Here is a 20,369-nt window from a genome sequence, read left to right as displayed (position 1 = left end):
CATGAACTCAAGTTTGTCATTATTGCATCCTTATCCTTTTGAAAAGTTAAATAAGCTTTTTCAGGATATCCAAACTGCAGATTTACCCCTTATTGCCTTATCAATTGGTGAGCCAAAGCATCCGGCACCCGAGTTTGTAAAACAGGCCATTATTGACAACTTCCAGCATTTATCGACTTACCCGAACAGCAAAGGCTTACCTGAATTACGTCAAAGCATTGCCAACTGGCTCACACGTCGCTTCAAGCTCAATAGCATCAGTGCAGAGAGCAATGTATTGCCAGTTTCTGGAACTCGTGAAGCCATTTTTTCTTTTGTTCAGGCTTTAGTGAACCGTGAAGATGCGCCTTATGTGGTGATGCCAAATCCTTTCTATCAAATTTATGAAGGTGCAACCTTGCTTGCCGGTGCCAAACCTTACTTCATTAATTGCACAGAAGAAAATAACTATCTGGGTAATTTTGATGCGGTTCCTGCAGAAGTGTGGGAAAAAACTGCATTGCTATTTGTCTGTACCCCAGGCAACCCGACTGGTGCAGTATTGTCAAAAGAGCAATTTAAAAAACTGATCGCACTTTCAGACCAATATAATTTTGTCATTGCCTCAGATGAATGCTATTCGGAACTGTGGTTTGATCAAGCCCCTGTCGGTTTACTGGAAGTCTGTGCCGAAATCGGCCGTGATGATTACAAAAACTGTGTCGTGTTCCATTCCCTTTCAAAGCGTTCAAACCTGCCGGGTATGCGTTCAGGTTTCGTAGCAGGTGATGCCACTTTACTGAAACCATATTTGCAATACCGTACCTATCACGGCGCTGCCATGCCGGTTCAGCACCAGCTGGCATCAATCGCGGCATGGGATGATGAAGTGCATGTAGAAGAAAACCGTAAGTTGTACCGTGCCAAATTTGAATTATTCCAAAATGAACTGGGGCATTTACTACCACTGAAAAAACCGGATGCAGGTTTCTATTACTGGTTAAAAGTAGACAATGATGAAACTTTTGCCAAAATGCTGATGGAAAAAGCCCATATTAAAGTCCTGCCTGGCCGTTATCTGTCACGTGATACCGAACAAGGCAATCCGGGTGAAAATCATGTCCGTATGGCATTGGTCGCCGATATCGCACAATGTGAACAAGCCATTCAGCGTCTTAAAGCCATTCTTTAATGAATTAAAGAGACAATAAGATCAAGCATCATCCACTGTTTCACCAGTGGATGATTGGCTTGTGGATTAAATGACCTGTTGATTGCATTTGTGAAAATGAAATAGATTTCTAAGCCTGTAAAATAAAATAGGGCGATTCATGAATCGCCCTATTTTATTTATTTTCTATTATTCCAGCTTACTGCGCTAAAGCTGCTTCAATTTCACTTTCCAGCTCTTCAGGTTTAGTGGTGGGTGCGAAACGATTTAGCACCTTGCCATCTTTGCCAATCAAGAATTTGGTAAAATTCCATTTAATGCCATTGCCTAAAATTCCCTTGCTGTTATTGGTCAAATAGCGGAATAAAATGTGGGCTTCAGGCCCTTTTACATCCACTTTGGCAAACATCGGGAAACTCACGCCGTAATTTTTTTGGCAGAATGCACCAATCTGTTCATTGGAACCCGGATCTTGCCCACCAAACTGGTTACAGGGAAAGCCCAATACATCAAACCCCTGATCCTTGTATTTTTCATACAACTTTTCAAGACCTGCAAACTGGGGAGTAAAACCGCATTTACTTGCGGTATTTACAATTAATAAAACTTTACCTTGATAATCGGCAAATGATTTATTTTTTCCATCTAACAACTCAGCCTCAAACTGATAAATGTTGGTCATGGATAGGTTTCCTCGTCACTTTTTTCTTGTGTTTTTAATTCTAAAGAAGCTGAATTTACGCAATAGCGCAATCCTGTAGGTTGTGGACCATCTTCAAAAACATGGCCTAAATGTGCGCCACAATGATGGCAAACAATTTCGGTTCTGACCATACCATGTGTCGAATCCTGATGCTCCTCAATGACCGAACTATTTACAGGGCGATAAAAACTTGGCCAGCCACTACCACTGTCATATTTAGTTTCAGAAGAGAATAATTCTGTCCCACAGCAACGGCAAAGATAAGTCCCTGCCTGCTTGGTATTCCAGTACTTACCGGTAAATGCTGGCTCCGTCCCCTTTTGTCGCGTAATGCGAAACTCTTCTGGTGATAACTCTCTTTGCCATTCTCTTTCTGTTTTATTGAGTTTTCCCATGATGACGTCCCTTTATATCGTGCTATTTAAAATAGGATAATCGTATATTTACGTCATTCAATCTTAAATTTCTAGTCTTTATTCAACAATTTACAAAATCAATATAATGACTCAAAAAGCAAAAAGTAAGCAAATATAAAATTATGGTAAGCAATTCTGAAAATTAAATGCTTTTTTGTAAGCAAATTTAGTGTTAGGCTTAGTCCTACTCTTGCTCAGGATTAAAAAATGTCGCAGAAAAAGAGCGTAATTTTTAAAAATCTGCTGCCTGTGATTAAACAATATCAACAGACAGGTTTTACGCATGAAAAAATTGTTGCTTTACTCAGAGATGAACATCATCTCGATCTGGTAACAACCGAGACATTTAAAAGCTATTTATACCGTTATGCAAAAGTGACCTCCACTCTTTCCGAGAACATAAAAATGCCGAACACTTTCCACACCCCACGCGAAATTAAAAAATCGTCTAAGCTCGAGCATGTATGCTACGACATTCGCGGACCTGTGTTACGAGCGGCCAACGAAATGGAAGAAGCCGGGCATAAGATTATTAAACTGAATATCGGTAACCCTGCCCCATTCGGTTTCGAAGCGCCGCAAGAAATTATTAATGATGTCGCTTTAAACCTGCCCAATGCGGTAGGTTATACCGATTCAAAAGGGATTTTCCCTGCGCGTAAGGCAATCTGCCAGTATTACCAGCAAAAAGGCATTCTCAACATGCATGTGAATGACGTGTATGTAGGTAATGGGGTGTCTGAACTGATCGTAATGGCGATGCAGGGCTTGCTGGATGACGGCGATGAAATGCTGGTGCCTATGCCGGATTATCCATTATGGACAGCTGCCGTAAACCTGTCTGGTGGTACTGCCATTCATTATAAATGTGATGAAGAAAACTTCTGGTATCCAGACATTGCGGATATGGAAAATAAAATCACACCAAATACCCGTGGTATTGTGATTATCAATCCAAACAATCCGACCGGTGCGGTATACCCACGTCATGTATTGCAACAAATTGTTGATCTGGCAAAAAAATATGACCTGATTTTGTTCGCTGACGAAATTTATGACAAAATTATTTATGATGGCATTGAGCATGTTGCTGTTGCTGCACTTGCCGGTGACCAGCTCTGCATCTCGTTTAATGGTCTGTCTAAAGCGTATCGTATTGCAGGTTTCCGTTCAGGCTGGATGGCCATTACCGGTGATAAATCACGGGCCTTAGACTATATTGAAGGCTTGGACATGTTGGCATCGATGCGCCTATGTGCCAACCATCAGGCGCAATATGCCATTCAAACTGCTTTAGGCGGTTATCAGTCAATTAATGACTTGATCCGTCCGGGTGGCCGTTTATATGAGCAACGCAATATTGCCTGGGAAATGTTAAATGACATTCCGGGTGTCTCTTGCGTAAAACCTGAAGGTGCCATGTACTGTTTTCCTAAACTGGATCCGGAAATTTACCCAATTGAGGATGATGAAAAATTCATGCTCGACTTATTGCGTGCGGAAAAAGTGTTACTGGTTCAAGGAACCGGCTTTAACTGGCCGACTCCAGACCATTTCCGCGTGGTATTCTTGCCGGCCGAAAATGAATTACGTGAAGCAATTACCCGTTTAGGTCGCTTCCTGTCAAAAATGCGCTAATGTCCTGATTTCGGAGATTGCTAAAAAACCGCGTTTGATCACGCGGTTTTTTTATGCCTGCTACTAACCTTTGTTAGTCTTCAAGCGGATTGCCAAACTGTTTTAAATATTCAGTACCTAATTCTCTAGAACCCTGATTATTAATATGATTACTGTCTTTATTCCGATATAAAGGCACCTGATTAATCATAATTTTACACGCCTGCTGATCACACATTGCCTTGGTTGGATCAATAATTTTCAGGTCAGGGTATTGCCGTTTTGCCTCTGCAACAATTCGGTTAAATTGTAGTAACTGTGCCTCATAATTCTTTCTGGACACAGTACATGGCGCATGAGTATGTAAAATTTCATTGCGCAAATTACAATCTGCCGGCACCCCATCTTGATCTAAGCGCGGTACATCATTCAGCAGAATCACCTGATCACTGGACTGAGAAGCAATCCTCAAAGCTTTCATAAAACCGATTTTAAATATTTCTGTATTGGAATGATGAACACCATCTTGCAGCTTCACTTCATCACCAAAATATGGCACATAAGAACCGGCTAAAATAATGGTGGGATAATGTGTTTTCACAAGATGGGCAGTAATCGCATCATTTCTTAATTTAAATTCGCTCAGCTCTTCCCAGCGATTAAAATTAGATTCAAAACGCCGCACTCCGGGTAAATAGAAGGTTGAACTTTGTGTGACATCATAACCGCGTAAATTGGCATCTTTGGCCCAGACATCCAGCATTGCGCTATAAGCGTTAGCATGCGAATCACCAATCAACAAAAAATCGATAGCCGCTTTCCGCTTGCCCAAGACACAGTCCTCCTGATGCGGTAACGCTTTCGGGTCTTCAATATCCATGCATTTATTTCGGATCACATGCGCATAAGAAAGCATTGCTTCCTGCTTACTATAAACAGATTGCGGAAACCGGTCTGGAAAACCCTCATTGAGATTGACGGTCTTGGCAATGGCAATAAAACTCAGGGCTGGCAGCAGAAAACCAATGATTATCACCTTGTAATTCGCCGCCATCACAAAACGTTTGCTCGGTTTTTCGATGAGCTGATAGGTCAAAAATGCCAACAGGATGGACAATAATACAATCACCACCTGATTTTCGACATTTAATGGCTGCATATAAATGCCGAATAACACGATAATCGGCCAGTGCCATAAATACAAGGGATAAGAAATTCTTCCTATCCAGGTACTTAAACGATTGCTCAGTAACACATTACTTGAGGGTGAACATTGCCCGAGATAAATGATGAATGCAGTTGCCAAACACGGGATCAGTGCCATTGCGCCAGGAAAAGGTGTCTGTTGATCAAAATTTACTGCCGCCGCAAATAAAACGATCAAACTGATCCAAACCAGACTTTGTCGTAATTTTTCCGGAATTTTGAGCTGAGGCAGAAAGCCAATTAATGCACCAATCAGCAACTCAAAGGCACGTACCGGCATACTGTAATAGGCCTTCTCTGCATTTTGCGTTAACGTGTGCTGGGCATAAAACAGTAAAGTCACGATTAATGTCGTGATAATGGCCCAGGTATATTTACGCGACACCTTTCCAACAAACAGCAATAACAATAACGGCCAGAAAATATAAAATTGCTCTTCTACCCCAAGCGACCATAAGTGCAATAAAGGAATACCTTCGGCATCCTGGCTGAAGTAATCTCCCACCTCATTGCGCATATAGATATTCGCCATGAGCAGAGTGGCATACATTACACTGTCAAAATATTGCGTCAGATCCCCAGGTAGCATCACCTGCCAGGCAATAATACTGACAACGCTGAGTACGGTAAAATAAGCAGGTGCCAGGCGTACCACACGTTTCTTGTAAAACCGTGCAATAGAAAACCGTTTGCACTGAATATCGTGGGTTAAAATGAGGGTAATTAAATAACCTGAAATGACAAAAAAGATATCCACACCAATATATCCTCCTGAAAAAAAAGATAATCCGACATGGTTAAAAATCACCAATAAAACGGCGATTGCCCTTAAGCCATCGATATCAGCACGATAGGAGAAATTCATCATTTCACAAAGTATAATCAAGAAGCAAAATTGTATGCCTTTATTCAGAAAACTCAATTTACAAAATAAAAGATTTATATCTTGGCTAATTTTATAGAACCACTCTTAAAGATTACTTAATCACGTATGCACGCATGTTTTTATAGTGTTTATTTGTTCTGATCCTGTTTATTGTTCGGTACACATGCTATTTATATGATGAATGAATAATAAATACTGTGAGTACATGGATGTCCTCAACCAATATCAAGCTTAGTCTTTTTTTATGCCTCAGTATGTGCTTGGGGATTGGTATTTTACGTTTCTCCTATACCGCCTTGTTACCCAGCACGCGTGAAGCGTTTGATTGGTCAACAGGTTTTGCCAGTCTTTTAGGCAGTGCCAATTTACTCGGTTATCTGATGGGGGCTTTTGCAGCCATGCGACTACCTCAAAACAAAAGCATGACCCTATATATTCAGATGGCTGCAATTGCCGGAATGTTCAGTTTAATGTGCTGTGCATTTTCCGGTTTTCCGCAAGCCTGGTATATTTTTTGGCGTGTGATTTCGGGAATCAGTGGCGGCCTGCTGATGATTTTATCCCCGAGTGTAGTGGCACAATGCTGTGAGATTCAGGACCGTTTTAAAATCAATTTTATTGGTTTTAGCGGAATTGGTCTGGGGGTTTTATTGGCGACCCTGTTCCTGCCTTATCTGGACCAGATTTCCATACAGACCGCCTGGCTGATTTTATGTGGCTTCGCGCTGATTATTTGTGCCTGCTTAAGTGTTTTACTGCAACAATTTAAGCATCATCTGTCTGCACAAACAGTGCCGGCTCAATCTAAAACTCCACTCAACACAATCTTTTATAGCTTGCTGGTTGTATATGCCTGCAGTGCATTTGCCTATATTCCCCATTCATTATTCTGGATTGACTACCTGAGCCATGAACTGGGGCTGAACCTGTTCTGGATCAATTTCAACTGGATTCTGTATGGCTTAGGAAGTGCTTTCGGGGCTTTTACTGCCTATTCACTGGCAAGAAAATTTGGCAATTTTTTCGCCCTGAAAATTCTTTACAGTCTGTATATAGTAGCCATTTTTATTGCAACCTTAAACACCAGTCCAGTGCTGACTTTTGCTTCTTCCTTTTTTACCGGCATGCTCAATCCGGCAGTGGTGTTTTTAACCTCCTATACCATCCTGCAACTCTATGGTCTGGCGTATAAAAAGCTCTGGAGTATTGCCACACTATGCTTTGCATCTGTGCAGCTGATTGGCGGATTAAGTTTTAGCACTCTGCAACATTTTGGCGTGACTTATCATCAACAGTTTGTCTTGGCTGCGATAGTTTTATTATCGGGAACATTACAACTGGTCTGGCATACCCGTACAGCTAAATTCAAAACCAGTGAGCCAGCATAACCTGTTTCGATTCAGGCAGATGGCATAACGTATGCCTGCTGCACCACCAGATACCGGGACTGACCTCCAAAAATGAGCATAACGGTCGCAATAAGACGCATACTGACTATCTTGCTCGCGTTTGTTCGATGCTAGAACATACCGCTTAACTATTCATGCTATTGTGCAGATTGCATGATAAATTTCGCTCCTGATCTATAAAACATCGTGTGCCGTAACCATAAAAAAACCCGCGATATGCGCAGGTTTTTTTCATACAGATTCAGGTCAAATGACTTATTCCATGTTGTTAATGACCGCCTGACCAAATTCCGAACAGCGTAGCAAAGTCGCGTCCGGCATTAAGCGTTCAAAATCATAGGTCACAGTTTTATTGGCAATTGCACCAGAAATACCCTTGATGATCAAGTCAGCCGCTTCAGTCCAGCCCATGTCACGCAGCATCATTTCAGCAGAAAGAATAATTGAACCCGGATTGACTTTGTCTTGACCGGCATATTTAGGAGCAGTCCCATGAGTCGCTTCGTACATCTGGATTGCACCACCGATGTTGGCACCAGGAGCAATCCCGATACCGCCCACTTCGGCAGCAAGCGCGTCAGAAATATAGTCACCGTTTAGGTTCAGCGTTGCGATGACTGAATAATCAGCAGGACGCATCAAAATTTGTTGCAGGAAGGCATCCGCAATCACATCTTTAATAATGATGTCTTTACCGGTTTTAGGGTTTCTGATTTTAACCCATGGCCCACCATCCAGAAGTTCGCCACCAAAACGCTCAAGCGCAACTTCATAGCCCCATTCCTTGAATGCACCTTCGGTGTACTTCATGATGTTGCCTTTGTGGACCAGCGTCACGCTTGGCTTGTCATTATCGATGGCAAACTGGATCGCTTTACGAACCAGACGCTGAGTCCCTTCTTTAGACACCGGTTTAATCCCGATCCCACAGTTATCTTCAAAACGGATTTTAGTCACACCCATTTCTTCTTTCAGGAATCGGATGATTTTTTTGGCTTCTGGTGAATCTGCTTTCCATTCAATACCTGCATAGATATCTTCAGAGTTTTCACGGAAAATCACCATGTCCGTCAGTTCAGGATGTTGAACCGGAGAAGGTACGCCTTCAAACCAGCGCACTGGACGTACACATACGTAAAGATCTAATTCCTGACGTAATGCAACGTTTAGAGAACGGATACCGCCGCCAACCGGGGTTGTTAACGGGCCTTTAATAGAAACAACAAATTCACGAAGAGCTTCAAAGGTTTCTTCCGGCATGTAAGTGCCATAGATTTTGTCTGCTTTTTCGCCGCAGTATACTTCCATCCACTCGATCGAACGTTTACCAGCGTAAGCTTTTAGAACCGCAGCATCAACCACTGCTTTCATGGCCGGTGTAATATCTACACCAATACCGTCACCTTCAATAAAAGGAATAATAGGATTGTTTGGAACATTGAGTGACAAGTCTGCATTTACGGTAATTTTGCTACCATCCGCAGGAACAACGATCTTCTGATAACCCATTGTCTAGGTTCTCCCTTTGTATCTAGCGATATCTAAAAATAATTGCCGATTAGGCAATACTTTCGTCCTTTCTTAACGCATAATAGTTTAATTGAATTCCATTGTGTTTAAGATTTATACGGGAAATAACAACATTTCCCCATTGAATAAAACTTAACCTTTTTAGTCTTATGTAATTAAAGAAGTTATTTGCTATGAAAATCGTCATTCTCAATAAACCTTATGACGTCCTCTCCCAATTCCGTAAAGACGAAGCACACATGACCATGGCTGACTTCGTAGACGATCCGACTTTGCGTTTGGCGGGTCGCTTAGATATGGACTCTGAAGGTTTAGTTTTTTTAACCGACCACGGCGGTTTAAACCAATTTATTACCAACCCGGCCAACAAGAAGTTTAAAACCTATCTGGTACAGGTTGAAGGTGATGTCACTGAAGAAGCGCTTGAACAGCTGCGTAAAGGGGTTGAACTGAAAGATGGTATAACCCTTCCGGGCAAAGCCATTAAAGTGCAACAGCCAGAATGGTTATGGGACCGTGATCCACCAGTTCGTTTCCGTGCATCTGTGCCCACCTCTTGGATTGAAATTTCAATTTGTGAAGGTCGTAACCGCCAAGTTCGCCGTATGACTGCTGCGGTAGGTTTTCCAACTTTACGTTTAATTCGTACGAAAATTGGTTCTATTGATCTTGTTCAATTGGGTTTACAACCAGGTGAAACCAAAGAAATTGAACCTTTACTATACCCGGACTTTAAAGATGTCCCTGCGGAAGAACCTTACCGTTCACGTTCTTATGTGAAAAAACCGGGTGGTACAGGCGGTAAGCCAATGGTTCGCAAGAACAAAGATGGTTCCGTGAAGAAGTCATCTGGTACGAAACGTATCTGGCAAATGGATGAAAGCGAGAAACCACGTCGCAAGACCAATGGTACAACGCGTCCGAACACTAAAGCACCACGTGGTCGTGGGCGTGGTCGCGGTTAATTTTTAGTATTCAAATTAAAGCCCACATAAGTGGGCTTTTTTTCTTTAATAAGTATCATAGATTTAACTTGTCATATGCTTCATCAACTTGGCTCAATGTATAATAGTACGTCTTAATCTGATACCAATTATTTTCTTCCTTGAAAAATCCTGCAAAATAACTGGTTCTTCTCTTTTTATTGATTTTTCTTTAGATAAATAAAAAACCGACGCCTAAGCATCGGTTTTACATAAAGTTTAAAGAGTATACAAATTAAGCCTTTAACCACTTCTCAGCTTTGGCCTGATCTTCAACTTTGAGTTCAACTTCAGTCAATTCAGAACCACCAGCCTGAACTTCAAAAGTCATTAACTCATCACGGCGGAAAGCATGAACAGTATACATTCCCTCTTGTTTTGCATACTTCTCAACAAGTTTAGTCGTCGCTTTCAAATCATCAATCGCGATAATAACATCTTGCGCAGAAAGGCCTGCTTTCGCCCCTGCCCCCTCTCGACGCGCTTGTTGAATCAACACACCTTCAGGTTTATCGGCAAGCTTTAAGCCAAATGGCAAAGACTTGTCATTTTTAACGTCAAAACTTAAACCAAATTCGGGAAGCAACTGATCTAATGGTAACTCATCGGTGGTATTGATCAAATGATTGATCTGTTCAAGCCAGTTATCGCCTGTCAACTCATTACACAACTCGAAGATGGTACGCTCATTAACTTGAACACCATTTTGCGCATTTTTATACAATTTACGCATTAAGGCATCTAGGCTTGAACCGCGTAAACGCAAGCCCAAGTCCAGACACAGCGCCACCAAACAACCCTTGTTGTAGTAGCTGGTGCCGGCGTTATTGGAGTTTTCATCCTGACGGTAGAATTTCACCCAGGCATCAAAACTTGAATCTGCAACGGTTTGAATCGCGCGTCCCGGATTTTGCAAATAGCGGTCAATCTGTGTTTTTAATAATTTCAGATAAGATTCTTGAGAAATCACACCACTACGCAGCAAAATCAGGTCGTCATAATAAGAAGTGAAACCTTCAAAAATCCATAACAATGAAGTGTAGCCTTCTTTGTTTAAATCATAATTGACGAAATTTTCAGGACGAATAAATTTTACCAACCAGGAATGGAAATATTCATGACTGCATAAACCCAGGAAACGCTGATAATCCGCAGAGGGTTCAGCAGGTTCATCGGCTTTAGGCAAATCGTCACGTGGGGTAATCAGACTGGTACTGTTCGGATGCTCCAAGCCTCCATAGCTATTGCCTGTCGCCATGGTAATAAAGGTATAGTCACTAAATGGTGCAGAACCAAACATTGAAATTTCAGTGGCACAGATTTTTTCAATATCTTGCTGCATGCGCGCGGCATTCATGGCATGTTTGCCAGACACCACAAATTCATGGGGAATACCATTGGCTTCAAAGCTAAAACGTGTTTGTTCTGCCAGCTCAAAAGGTGAATCAATCAACTGGGCATAGTTATCCGCCTTTAAGGTATAACGACCTTTAACCAGACTTTTAGCCATTAGACCTGTTGCCAGCTGGAAATGTTTCAGTTCATCTGGAAGGAATACTTCAACTTCAACCGCTTTATTTTCCTGTCCTTCTAGCCCCAAACATGCACAGGCCGGATTCACATAGAGACGGGTTTGGTCCACATAGGCACCGCGTACAGACAAGTCATAGGCATAGACATCATATTCCACCGTAATCAGTTCATGATCGGTATTAAATAAACGCCATTTATTCTTCTCAAATTTCTGAATTTGTAAAATGCGCCCATCTTCATCATAAGCACGAACCGACTCAATATGCTTTGAAAATTCGCGAATCAGATAGCTACCCGGAATCCAGGTCGGTAGAGAAAGGACTTGAGTTGGATCAGCTAAAAAGCGAACTGTCACGTGAATAAGATGCTGACGATAATCGTCAAATTCGATTTGATAATGCAACATAATGGGCAATATAAAATATAAAAAAGTTAACTTAACAATTAGCTTAGCATTTTTTGTCCGGCAATGCTGAACTGTCGCAATTGTCTGCAATTCCGACTAGCCATTCTTAAAAAAAAGGCATAGCATTCCTCATATTTTTTGCATTTCTACCACCAATGGATTGGTAAATAAGGAAGATCATTGAAAGCTGTCATCTACCTCCTCGCATCCTTAAGTTTATTGTGTTCCACGATAGTCAATGCTGCATTACTCAACCTTGTTCCTGAAAGCGTTGAAGCCCAGGCATGGACCATTCTTGATACCCAATCAGGTCAGGTCATTGCAGAGCACAATAGTCATGAGCAACGTGCACCGGCATCCATGACCAAAATGATGGTTGCGTATATTGCATTGAAAGAAATTGAAGCCGGTCGTTTAAAAAAGGATGAAGTCATCACGGCGACACCGGTGGTAAAAATGGTGCAGTGGGATGAGTCGCAAATGTATCTTAAACAAGGGGATCAGATTACTGTGGATCAGCTTCTGGCAGGTTTGATCGTGATGTCAGCCAATGATGCAGCGGTGACTTTGGCAGAACGTATTTCAGGTACTGTACCGGCTTTCATTGAACGCATGAATAAAGAAGCCAAAGCCTTAGGGATGAAGGATACGCATTTTGCCAATGCACCAGGCGTGACCATGCCAGATCATTACTCATCTGCTCATGACATGGCCCTGCTGGGTCAAGCACTGACCGTTCAGACGCCTGAATATCTGCATTATTCAGTCATGCCAAGTTTCAGCTATAACCAGCGTTTTCACCGCGCAACCAATCTGGCACTCAAGTTTGACCCAAGTGTGGATGGTTTAAAAACTGGTTTCACTAAAGCGGCTGGTTATAACCTGGCTTTGACTGCACATCGCCCTACTGGTAATCCTGCACTACCTGAACGTCGCCTGATTGTGGTGGTGATGGGTACAAAAAATGCCTTAAAACGTGCGGAAGTTGCCCACACCCTGATGGATATGGCCTATACCTATACCCGTAATGAGGTCGCGATTAAAGATAAACAGCTGATTGCTGAATTGCCGGTGGTGAAATCTACTTTAAAAATGTTTAAACTGGAAACCAGCAAACCGCAAATTGTCACCACGTCTTTATATGACCAGCCCTATGCGATTGATCTGCAAACGTATGATACGGTCAATCAGCGTGTTATGCTGAATACAGGCAATGGTACGATTCAAGCCATTGAGCCCTTACAAGAAACCAAGACCCACTTAAATGTTGAAATCACGGAAAAATACCTGACTGCTCCTTTAGCCAAAGTTATGCAACTGGCCACCGTGCAGGTTTATCAAAATAACCAGTTGATCCGCACCATTGCCATTGAAAATGATGTGCAAATTGAAGAAGCCAATTTCTTCCAGAAAATTGCCCTCTGGTTTAAACAGCTTTTTAGTTTTTTCTCAAGTGATGACATTCGGGTCAAAATTTATCCTCTACGCTAAAGGATGAATAGTTTTGACTTGAGTCAGATGACAGAACAATCCTATTCATAAAATAATCATTTGGATAAAAGTAATAAAAAGAAGATGGTAGGTATATATCATCTTCTTTTTACTGACCAATAATGACTCCTAAATGCCTGACAGCTCAAATTCAACTTTCCTCCCTGTCCCAGTATAGTATGCTCAAATTTCCCACTCAAAGTCTTGCCGTGTTGTTAAACCATTATCAAACTACTGGCGTATGACTGTACAAATCAAGAGCTCTGGATTTTGTCACAAGAAAAACAGCTAAAAAGATTAAAATTTCATTGAAATTAAAAAAACCATCCCCACTATTAAAAAAACACCATAAGAGTGGGAAAAATGCAGATTTTTGCTAAATCTAGTCTACAAAACCTACTTTTCACTTTATGATGTACCCTTAAAAAATTGAATGGATCAATAACATGACTGCTATTGCAAATGACCTCGTGGTTTCTTTCCACTACACGTTGACTAACGCAGAGGGCGAAACTCTCGACCAATCACAAGGTGAGCCACTTGCATATTTGCACGGTGCGGGCAACATCATCCCTGGTTTAGAAAACGCTTTAGAAGGCAAAACTGTTGGTGAAAAATTCACTGTAAATGTTCCTGCTGCTGAAGGTTATGGTGAATACAACCCTGACCTCGTACAAGAAGTTCCAGCTCAAATGTTCCAAGGTGTAGACAACATCCAACCGGGTATGCAGTTCCAAGCTCAAACTGATGACGGCGTTCAAATCGTGACTGTTAAAGCAGTTGAAGGCGACAACGTTGTTGTAGACGCTAACTTCCCACTTGCTGGCCAAGATTTAACTTTCGAAGTTGAAATCGTTGAAATTCGTGCAGCTTCTGCTGAAGAATTAGAACACGGTCACGTACACGGTGCTGGTGGTCATCACCACTAAGATCGCCCGCGATCATAAAAGGCAAAGTTTTGACTTTGCCTTTTTTATTGCCTTGAATTTTTTATCCCATTCAATTATCCGCGATCATTTCAGTTAGCCGGGCAATTTTTCAACCATCTCTTTAGAACTGGCTAAGCTGTTTTAGGCGCTGCAGATCGATAATCCTAATCTGGCTATAATTCCACTCTACAATGTGTTGCTGGATAAAATATTGTAGTTGCTTGTTTAAGGTTTGCCGGGACACATGCAGTAATTCGGCAAATTCCTGCTGGCTCATTTTAAATTGAATGGTTGATTTTTCCTGACCTACTGGTCTTGCCTGTTGACCCAAGGTTATTAAATGACGCGCAATTTTTTGCGTCATACTCGCAGTTTGCAGATAACGGTTTTTCTCCATCAAACTATACATCCGTTCACTCAGTAATTGAATGATCTGCCACATGGCTTGCGGCTGCTGTTGTAATTGTTCCAGAAAAACCTGACCTGAAATTACAGCCACTTCAACTACTTCTACGGCATAAAAATCAAAATTCAGCGGTTTTTGCTGTAAAAATGGCACCAGATTAAATACCGAATACATTTTCACATAATCACTGACTTTAAACTCGCCATCACTGAGCAGCCAGCCAATCTGCATCCGTCCGGACAACAGTACATAGATATCGTCCATTTTTTGCTGATAATGCAAGATCTGTTGCTGTGGTAAAAAACGCAGATATTTCACATGCTGCAATAAGGTTTGATGGGATTGTGTATTGAATGCAGAAAACACAGCATCCTGCCCAAAAATCTGCTGTAATTTTTCTGCGCGACTGAGCATATGAAATTGATGATCTCATTCAAAATAAAAAACCTAATATATAAATACTAGGTTTTTTATATGCTTAAACCAACCAACTTTTAGCGCTATGTATATCTCGAATTCAGATCCCTACAAGTCCATACAGCCTAAATCAATGCATCTAACCATTAAGATGCTTTTTCTAAAATTTGACCATTTTCAAAGGTAAAATTAGAAATGTCCTGTTTCACCACTTTCTTCAGGTTCACACTTGGGCGACCATCTACACCAACTGGAATATCCCCTTCAATGGTGACACGGCGCACAACACGCAGCTCATCCCCATAGTCATTAATTGCACGGTGCTGGGTAGCACGGTTATCCCAGATGGCAACATCACCTACACTCCAGCGCCAGCGCACGATGTTTTCTAAATTCACGGCATAGTCCTGGAATAAATCAAACAGGCGGCGTGAATCCTGGCTGTTATAACCCACAAAACGTTTAAAGAAGTGACCCAATAACAGGGTCTTTTCCCCACTTTCCGGATGCACGCGCACCAATGGATGCTCTGTTTCATATTCGGTTGAATTAAATAGCGCACGATATTTTTCTGCATCGATACGCGGGCTTGTGGTTACTTTAGAGGCATAGTCATAATCATTGCTATGCACTGCCCGTAAACGATCTGCCAATGCTTTCAGTTCTTCTGGTAAATCATTATAAGCCGCTGTGGTATTTGCCCAAACGGTATCACCGCCAGCTGCAGGCGCAACTATACTGCGTAAAATGGAAGCTTTTGGATAATCTTCAATAAAGCTGATATCAGTATGCCAGGTATCTGCCCGTCCACCACGTGAATCCAGCTCAAGCACATGTGCTGTGCCACTTTTGACCGGAACGGTTGGATGATTCAAGGGCTTGCCCAATAAAGCGGCAAAGCCTTCCTGTTCATCATCAGTTAAATGTTGTTGGTTTTTAAAGAAAATGGTCTTGTACTTGATGAGAGCATGGTTAATTTCATGGACCGTGTCTTGATTTAGAATTGAAGACAATTTAACCCCTTCAATTTCCGCACCAATACGCCCGGTAATCGGTTTTACCTGAATATGTTGATATTGATAGTTCGGATCATAGGGTTTGGTTTGAGTTTGGCTCATGGCGATTCCTTATATTTCAATTTTTATTGCAACGTTATGTTGTTGAAATACAGTCTGCCCTGAATAGGCCATAAACACTGTCAAAGCGTTGACAGTGATCAGCATAATACCTGCTGAAGTTTTGAACTTTCCTGATTTAGAATTTTGAGATTAGATTTCTCAACCCTGAAATTATTCAGACAATTAAAAAATACAAGCAATTAAAAAACATAAAAATGTCAAATTTTTAAAGCGATTTATTGATGATCAAGTCAAAACATCAAGAAAATAATCTGGGGAATAACATGCACCAGAGCTTTGTCGTTTCAGCATTGATGATGTGTTGTCTCGATAAAATCATTAAGCATTAATTATTTTTATCTGTACATCAAAATAGCCCCTAAATGGGGGGGCTATTTATTTGAAAAAGTTATAGATAATTGCCTACACGTTCTGGCTGATACAATACTTTTTCAATTTTCACTTTCATTAAGTGACCATCTGGCTGCGGCCATTCAATTTCCTGACCTTCAGCCAGTCCCAGAATTGCTGCACCGATTGGTGCAAGTACATTCACCTGTCCTTTCTCACCCAGAAAATCATGTGGGTAAACCAGGGTTATCGTAGTTGGTTCATTCGCAGGGGCAATGGTAATTGATACCCGTGCATTCATTGTCACCACATTTGCCGGCATATCCTGCGGGGCAACCACTTGGGCACGTGCAAGCTCATCTTCCAGATGCTGCATGGTTGGCGTCAGTTTAGACTGATGCTCAAGCATCGTTTCTAAACGTTCCAGATCTTGTTGTGAAATAATAATAGTGGGTTTAGCCATTTATCTGATTCCTTTGGACGAAAAATGTCATTACAGCAACAGCAAAATATTTATAGCTTTTATAGGGGGATTTATTCTGTTATAGCAGAAATACCAGCTTTGAAAAATATGACTTTTAATATATATAAAAAAAGCCCCCTTGAGGGGGCTTTTCTCAAGTCAGAACTTATTTTGCGTAAACAGGGAATTTAGCGCATACAGTTTCAACTTTCGCTTTTACAGCGTTAATTACAGCTTCGTCGCCTTTACTGTCCAGGATGTCTGCGATCCAGCCAGCAAGTTCACGTACTTCAGTTTCACCGAAACCACGAGTTGTAACAGCTGGGGTACCGATACGAATACCAGAAGTCACGAATGGAGAACGTGGGTCGTTAGGTACAGAGTTTTTGTTCACAGTGATGTGAGCAGCACCTAACCAAGCGTCAGCGTCTTTACCAGTGATGTCTTGCTTGATTAAAGATAACAAGAACAAGTGGTTTTTAGTACCGCCAGAAACTACGTCATAACCACGAGCGATTAATACTTCAGCCATTGCTTGAGCGTTCTTAACCACTTGTTGTTGGTAAGTTTTGTATTCAGGAGCCATTGCTTCTTTAAAGCAGATTGCTTTCGCTGCAACAGCGTGAACAAGTGGACCACCCTGGTTACCCGGGAATACAGCTGACTGTAATTTTTTCTCGATTTCTTCGTTTGCTTTAGCAAGGATTAAACCTGAACGCGGACCACGAAGTGTTTTATGCGTAGTCGTAGTCGTTACGTCAGCAATTTGCACTGGGCTTGGGTAAACACCAGCAGCAACCAGACCAGCTACGTGAGCCATGTCTACGAAAAGGTAAGCGCCAACTTTGTCCGCGATGTCACGGAAACGCTGCCAGTCTACAACTTGGCTATAAGCAGAGAAACCAGCCACGATCATACGTGGTTTGTGTTCTACAGCTAAACGTTCAACTTCTTCGTAATCGATTTCGCCAGTTTCCGGGTTTAAACCGTATTGAACTGCATTATAAGTTTTACCAGAGAAGCTTACTTTTGCACCGTGAGTCAAGTGACCACCGTGAGCCAAGCTCATACCCAAAACTGTGTCGCCCGGATTAAGAAGAGCTAAGTAAACAGCTGAGTTTGCTTGAGAACCAGCATGCGGTTGAACGTTAGCATAATCAGCACCAAAAAGTTCTTTAGCACGGTCAATTGCCAATTGTTCAATAACGTCTACATATTCACAACCGCCATAATAGCGTTTGCCTGGGTAGCCTTCTGCATATTTGTTAGTGAGTTTTGATCCTTGCGCTTCCATTACTGCTGGTGAGCAATAGTTTTCAGAAGCAATCAACTCGATGTGCGCTTCTTGGCGAGCATCTTCATTAGCGATTGCCTGAGCGATTTCTGGATCAAATTCGGCAATAGAGATATTGGCAAACATTAGCGAGGTCCTATTAAATTAGGGCTTTTAAGCCGTGCTAAGATTGGCACGTATTGTAGCATGAAGTTTGTAAATGTTGAGAATGAACTTTACTCAGTTTTAAATAAAAAAATGCTCATGATTAAAAAACATGAGCATATATAGTCAAAACAAATTACTGAATTGGCATCAGAGATTTTACATCTGTAATAATATTAGGAATATTTAAAGCATAGACCGTTCCATGATCCCATTTCGTTGCAGCTGATTCATCGGTCAAATAACGGATATTGGTGTTTTGTTGTATCGCTGAAGAATAAAGTACGTCAGTCACTTGTTTCGGAACGGTAGGGTCCAGTGATCCCTGATAAATAATCACGGGCGTTGAGACTTTAACCTGAAGTGGCTGCGAATCTTTTTCCAAAAAGGTTTTAACTACAGGAATACCCATAAAATTCATTTGAGTACGCGGGTAATTATTTATATTGACTGAACCCTCTGTTGCCACGTAATCATCCATCCCTTTAACAAATTCCTGCTCTAACAGATCATAGCAATCAACTTCTGCATTTTTCGCAATATTATCCGTAGGCGACTTAAAAACCTGACTATATTGCAAATCAGGATGAGGATTACGCAGTCCTGCTGTAATTAATGCAGTAAATGCATCCAAAGATGACAACGTTTTAATTTTTTTATTCAGGTCGGTTTCTTTTCCTGCAGCATTTTCCCCAGCTGTCAAAATAAGCGCAAGGTTAGAAGCTGGAGCGAGGGCCACTGTTCCTTTATAGACCAAGTTAGAAGCGCGTGAAGCATATTGGGCCGCACCTAAGGCGGCTTGTCCACCTTGTGAATGTCCTACTGCCATCCATTGGTTGGATGCTTTTGTCCCCAAATAATGGCGCGCAGCGACAACCGCATCCGTAATAGAATAGGCCTCGCTTTTTACATTCAAGAAAGGATGGAGCTCATTACCATTTGGTTCTCCCAAACCTTCATAATCAGGAGCAACCACCACATAACCCGCAGTTAAAAGTTGAGCAATCATTGCTTGAATATAGATATTCAATGCATTTCGACTCGGTGCACATTGGTCTGCCACGCCCGTTGTACCATGCGCCCAAATCACAATTGGCCAACCTTTTGCAGGCACAGCCGTTTTCGGCGTAAAGACCAATGCAGTTGCCTGAACTTGTTTAGCATTAACCCCCAACATTTTATAAGTCATCACTACGCTTTCACCCGCCACGCTAGTCATATTTGTTTTGTTATAAACTGTGGGGGTAGAAACGACCGGGTTCTGAATATCATTGACCGGAATTCCATTATTTGGACTATTGAAGACCGAATCACCATTTCCACTTCCACACGCTGTTAAAAGGATGACCGAACTACTGATAAACACCGTTAATAATGTTTTTTTCATTTTTGCATTTCCTTATATCTTTTTATTTTGATGATTTAAGTAATCATGAATACAAACTATTACCTTTATTTAATATTTGAACAATGCGATTTAACATCAAATAAAAAATTTAAAAAGAGACCGAATTATTATCAATACAAATCAATGATTTTTATAAATTTTATTTTTTTACTTTTACAAATATCAAACACTATTAATTTAACAAAATATGTCTGCTTTTATTTGTCTGATTCCAGGCTTGCGTGGAGTTAGGCTATAGAAGTATTAAAAAAATCGTGAACAAAGTGGTCACTTCTTATGCGGCACCGATGACTAATCAACAAAACTGACCTATAAAAGCCGTCATCTAAGCGATAGCGTACAGATTAGTGAATTCATTAAACAGAAACCCAAAGGTATGCTTACGATTTATCAAATAAGCATTGATCAACATGACTGGCTATCCTGGTATCCATCTAAAGCGCGTATTTCGAGTGATGCTTTCGAAGCAGTGTATTTAACCAGCAGTCCGGTACAGAAATCAGCATGAA

The 20,369-nt window shown here is 41.4% G+C and carries 17 protein-coding genes; 7 read left to right on the top strand and 10 right to left on the bottom strand.

Annotation, left to right across the window (positions count from 1 at the left end; all coding sequences use genetic code 11):
* Position 1: 1 nt before the first annotated feature.
* Positions 2-1,171 carry a succinyldiaminopimelate transaminase gene (dapC, locus tag ABJ384_RS05540; RefSeq protein WP_349929381.1) on the top strand — a complete coding sequence of 390 codons (1,170 nt, stop codon included), beginning with the start codon at positions 2-4 and terminating at the stop codon, positions 1,169-1,171.
* A gap of 178 nt (positions 1,172-1,349) precedes the next feature.
* Here the strand turns inward: dapC and ABJ384_RS05535 are convergent, their stop codons facing one another.
* Together ABJ384_RS05535 and msrB are read right to left on the bottom strand one after the other, a co-directional pair.
* A complete protein-coding gene (locus ABJ384_RS05535) occupies positions 1,350-1,832 on the bottom strand; it encodes a glutathione peroxidase (protein WP_349929379.1) in 483 nt (160 codons plus the stop codon).
* Positions 1,829-2,248: a peptide-methionine (R)-S-oxide reductase MsrB gene (gene msrB, locus ABJ384_RS05530; RefSeq protein WP_180081045.1), complete on the bottom strand. Its 420-nt coding sequence runs from the start codon at positions 2,246-2,248 to the stop codon at positions 1,829-1,831. Before msrB ends, ABJ384_RS05535 begins: the two co-directional genes overlap by 4 nt.
* Positions 2,249-2,476: 228 nt before the next feature.
* On the opposite strand from msrB, the gene ABJ384_RS05525 reads away from it, so the two are divergent.
* Positions 2,477-3,907, top strand: a complete 1,431-nt coding sequence (locus ABJ384_RS05525; RefSeq protein WP_349929377.1) for a pyridoxal phosphate-dependent aminotransferase — start codon at positions 2,477-2,479, stop codon at positions 3,905-3,907.
* Positions 3,908-3,980: 73 nt separating this feature from the next.
* On the opposite strand, the gene ABJ384_RS05520 is transcribed toward ABJ384_RS05525, so the two are convergent.
* On the bottom strand, positions 3,981-5,957 hold the full coding sequence (locus tag ABJ384_RS05520; protein ID WP_349929376.1) for an acyltransferase family protein: 1,977 nt from the start codon (positions 5,955-5,957) through the stop codon (positions 3,981-3,983).
* A gap of 230 nt (positions 5,958-6,187) precedes the next feature.
* Here ABJ384_RS05520 and ABJ384_RS05515 point away from each other — a divergent pair, with 230 nt between their 5' ends.
* Positions 6,188-7,366 (top strand): YbfB/YjiJ family MFS transporter, encoded by a 1,179-nt coding sequence (locus ABJ384_RS05515; protein WP_166170253.1) that lies wholly within the window; start codon positions 6,188-6,190, stop codon positions 7,364-7,366.
* Positions 7,367-7,642: 276 nt separating this feature from the next.
* Here the strand turns inward: ABJ384_RS05515 and icd are convergent, their stop codons facing one another.
* On the bottom strand, positions 7,643-8,896 hold the full coding sequence (gene icd / locus ABJ384_RS05510; protein ID WP_349929374.1) for an NADP-dependent isocitrate dehydrogenase: 1,254 nt from the start codon (positions 8,894-8,896) through the stop codon (positions 7,643-7,645).
* 194 nt (positions 8,897-9,090) lie between these two features.
* Here icd and ABJ384_RS05505 point away from each other — a divergent pair, with 194 nt between their 5' ends.
* Positions 9,091-9,882, top strand: coding sequence for a pseudouridine synthase (locus ABJ384_RS05505; RefSeq protein ID WP_086195029.1), 792 nt, complete (start codon positions 9,091-9,093; stop codon positions 9,880-9,882).
* A 253-nt stretch (positions 9,883-10,135) separates the two neighbouring features.
* Here ABJ384_RS05505 and ABJ384_RS05500 read toward each other — a convergent pair whose 3' ends face one another.
* Positions 10,136-11,839: a M61 family peptidase gene (locus ABJ384_RS05500; RefSeq protein ID WP_349929373.1), complete on the bottom strand. Its 1,704-nt coding sequence runs from the start codon at positions 11,837-11,839 to the stop codon at positions 10,136-10,138.
* A gap of 180 nt (positions 11,840-12,019) precedes the next feature.
* Here ABJ384_RS05500 and ABJ384_RS05495 point away from each other — a divergent pair, with 180 nt between their 5' ends.
* Positions 12,020-13,330, top strand: coding sequence for a D-alanyl-D-alanine carboxypeptidase PBP6B (locus ABJ384_RS05495; RefSeq protein ID WP_166170245.1), 1,311 nt, complete (start codon positions 12,020-12,022; stop codon positions 13,328-13,330).
* Between the two features lie 446 nt (positions 13,331-13,776).
* On the top strand, positions 13,777-14,259 hold the full coding sequence (slyD, locus tag ABJ384_RS05490; RefSeq protein WP_092819263.1) for a peptidylprolyl isomerase: 483 nt from the start codon (positions 13,777-13,779) through the stop codon (positions 14,257-14,259).
* A 121-nt stretch (positions 14,260-14,380) separates the two neighbouring features.
* On the opposite strand, the gene ABJ384_RS05485 is transcribed toward slyD, so the two are convergent.
* From ABJ384_RS05485 to ABJ384_RS05465, 5 genes are all read right to left on the bottom strand, one after another.
* The gene (locus tag ABJ384_RS05485) at positions 14,381-15,079 is read right to left on the bottom strand and encodes a Crp/Fnr family transcriptional regulator (RefSeq protein WP_349929371.1); all 699 of its coding nucleotides are present in this window, start codon (positions 15,077-15,079) and stop codon (positions 14,381-14,383) included.
* Positions 15,080-15,228: 149 nt separating this feature from the next.
* Positions 15,229-16,200, bottom strand: coding sequence for a TauD/TfdA family dioxygenase (locus ABJ384_RS05480; RefSeq protein ID WP_200224461.1), 972 nt, complete (start codon positions 16,198-16,200; stop codon positions 15,229-15,231).
* Positions 16,201-16,609: 409 nt separating this feature from the next.
* Positions 16,610-17,014, bottom strand: coding sequence for a nucleoside diphosphate kinase regulator (gene rnk / locus ABJ384_RS05475; RefSeq protein ID WP_200224459.1), 405 nt, complete (start codon positions 17,012-17,014; stop codon positions 16,610-16,612).
* A 166-nt stretch (positions 17,015-17,180) separates the two neighbouring features.
* Positions 17,181-18,434 carry a serine hydroxymethyltransferase gene (glyA, locus tag ABJ384_RS05470; RefSeq protein ID WP_086195022.1) on the bottom strand — a complete coding sequence of 418 codons (1,254 nt, stop codon included), beginning with the start codon at positions 18,432-18,434 and terminating at the stop codon, positions 17,181-17,183.
* Positions 18,435-18,588: 154 nt separating this feature from the next.
* Positions 18,589-19,839, bottom strand: coding sequence for an alpha/beta fold hydrolase (locus tag ABJ384_RS05465; RefSeq protein ID WP_349929368.1), 1,251 nt, complete (start codon positions 19,837-19,839; stop codon positions 18,589-18,591).
* A gap of 397 nt (positions 19,840-20,236) precedes the next feature.
* Between ABJ384_RS05465 and ABJ384_RS05460 the strand changes: the two genes are divergently transcribed.
* A complete protein-coding gene (locus tag ABJ384_RS05460) occupies positions 20,237-20,368 on the top strand; it encodes a hypothetical protein (RefSeq protein WP_349929366.1) in 132 nt (43 codons plus the stop codon).
* The last annotated feature ends 1 nt before the right edge of the window (position 20,369 follow it).

The organism is Acinetobacter sp. A1-4-2 (assembly GCF_040233925.1).
Classification (GTDB): domain Bacteria; phylum Pseudomonadota; class Gammaproteobacteria; order Pseudomonadales; family Moraxellaceae; genus Acinetobacter.
The sequence above is the reverse complement of the archived record's forward strand: the minus strand, read 5'-3'. Positions and strand labels throughout refer to the sequence as shown.

Bases quoted from the DNA above. Each gene is read 5' to 3' on its own strand.
- dapC (WP_349929381.1), top strand. From the start codon at position 2: ATGAACTCAAGTTTGTCATTATTGCATCCTTATCCTTTTGAAAAGTTA.
- ABJ384_RS05535 (WP_349929379.1), bottom strand. From the start codon at position 1,832: ATGACCAACATTTATCAGTTTGAGGCTGAGTTGTTAGATGGAAAAAAT.
- msrB (WP_180081045.1), bottom strand. From the start codon at position 2,248: ATGGGAAAACTCAATAAAACAGAAAGAGAATGGCAAAGAGAGTTATCA.
- ABJ384_RS05525 (WP_349929377.1), top strand. From the start codon at position 2,477: ATGTCGCAGAAAAAGAGCGTAATTTTTAAAAATCTGCTGCCTGTGATT.
- ABJ384_RS05520 (WP_349929376.1), bottom strand. From the start codon at position 5,957: ATGAATTTCTCCTATCGTGCTGATATCGATGGCTTAAGGGCAATCGCC.
- ABJ384_RS05515 (WP_166170253.1), top strand. From the start codon at position 6,188: ATGTCCTCAACCAATATCAAGCTTAGTCTTTTTTTATGCCTCAGTATG.
- icd (WP_349929374.1), bottom strand. From the start codon at position 8,896: ATGGGTTATCAGAAGATCGTTGTTCCTGCGGATGGTAGCAAAATTACC.
- ABJ384_RS05505 (WP_086195029.1), top strand. From the start codon at position 9,091: ATGAAAATCGTCATTCTCAATAAACCTTATGACGTCCTCTCCCAATTC.
- ABJ384_RS05500 (WP_349929373.1), bottom strand. From the start codon at position 11,839: ATGTTGCATTATCAAATCGAATTTGACGATTATCGTCAGCATCTTATT.
- slyD (WP_092819263.1), top strand. From the start codon at position 13,777: ATGACTGCTATTGCAAATGACCTCGTGGTTTCTTTCCACTACACGTTG.
- ABJ384_RS05485 (WP_349929371.1), bottom strand. From the start codon at position 15,079: ATGCTCAGTCGCGCAGAAAAATTACAGCAGATTTTTGGGCAGGATGCT.
- ABJ384_RS05480 (WP_200224461.1), bottom strand. From the start codon at position 16,200: ATGAGCCAAACTCAAACCAAACCCTATGATCCGAACTATCAATATCAA.
- rnk (WP_200224459.1), bottom strand. From the start codon at position 17,014: ATGGCTAAACCCACTATTATTATTTCACAACAAGATCTGGAACGTTTA.
- glyA (WP_086195022.1), bottom strand. From the start codon at position 18,434: ATGTTTGCCAATATCTCTATTGCCGAATTTGATCCAGAAATCGCTCAG.
- ABJ384_RS05465 (WP_349929368.1), bottom strand. From the start codon at position 19,839: ATGAAAAAAACATTATTAACGGTGTTTATCAGTAGTTCGGTCATCCTT.
- ABJ384_RS05460 (WP_349929366.1), top strand. From the start codon at position 20,237: ATGCTTACGATTTATCAAATAAGCATTGATCAACATGACTGGCTATCC.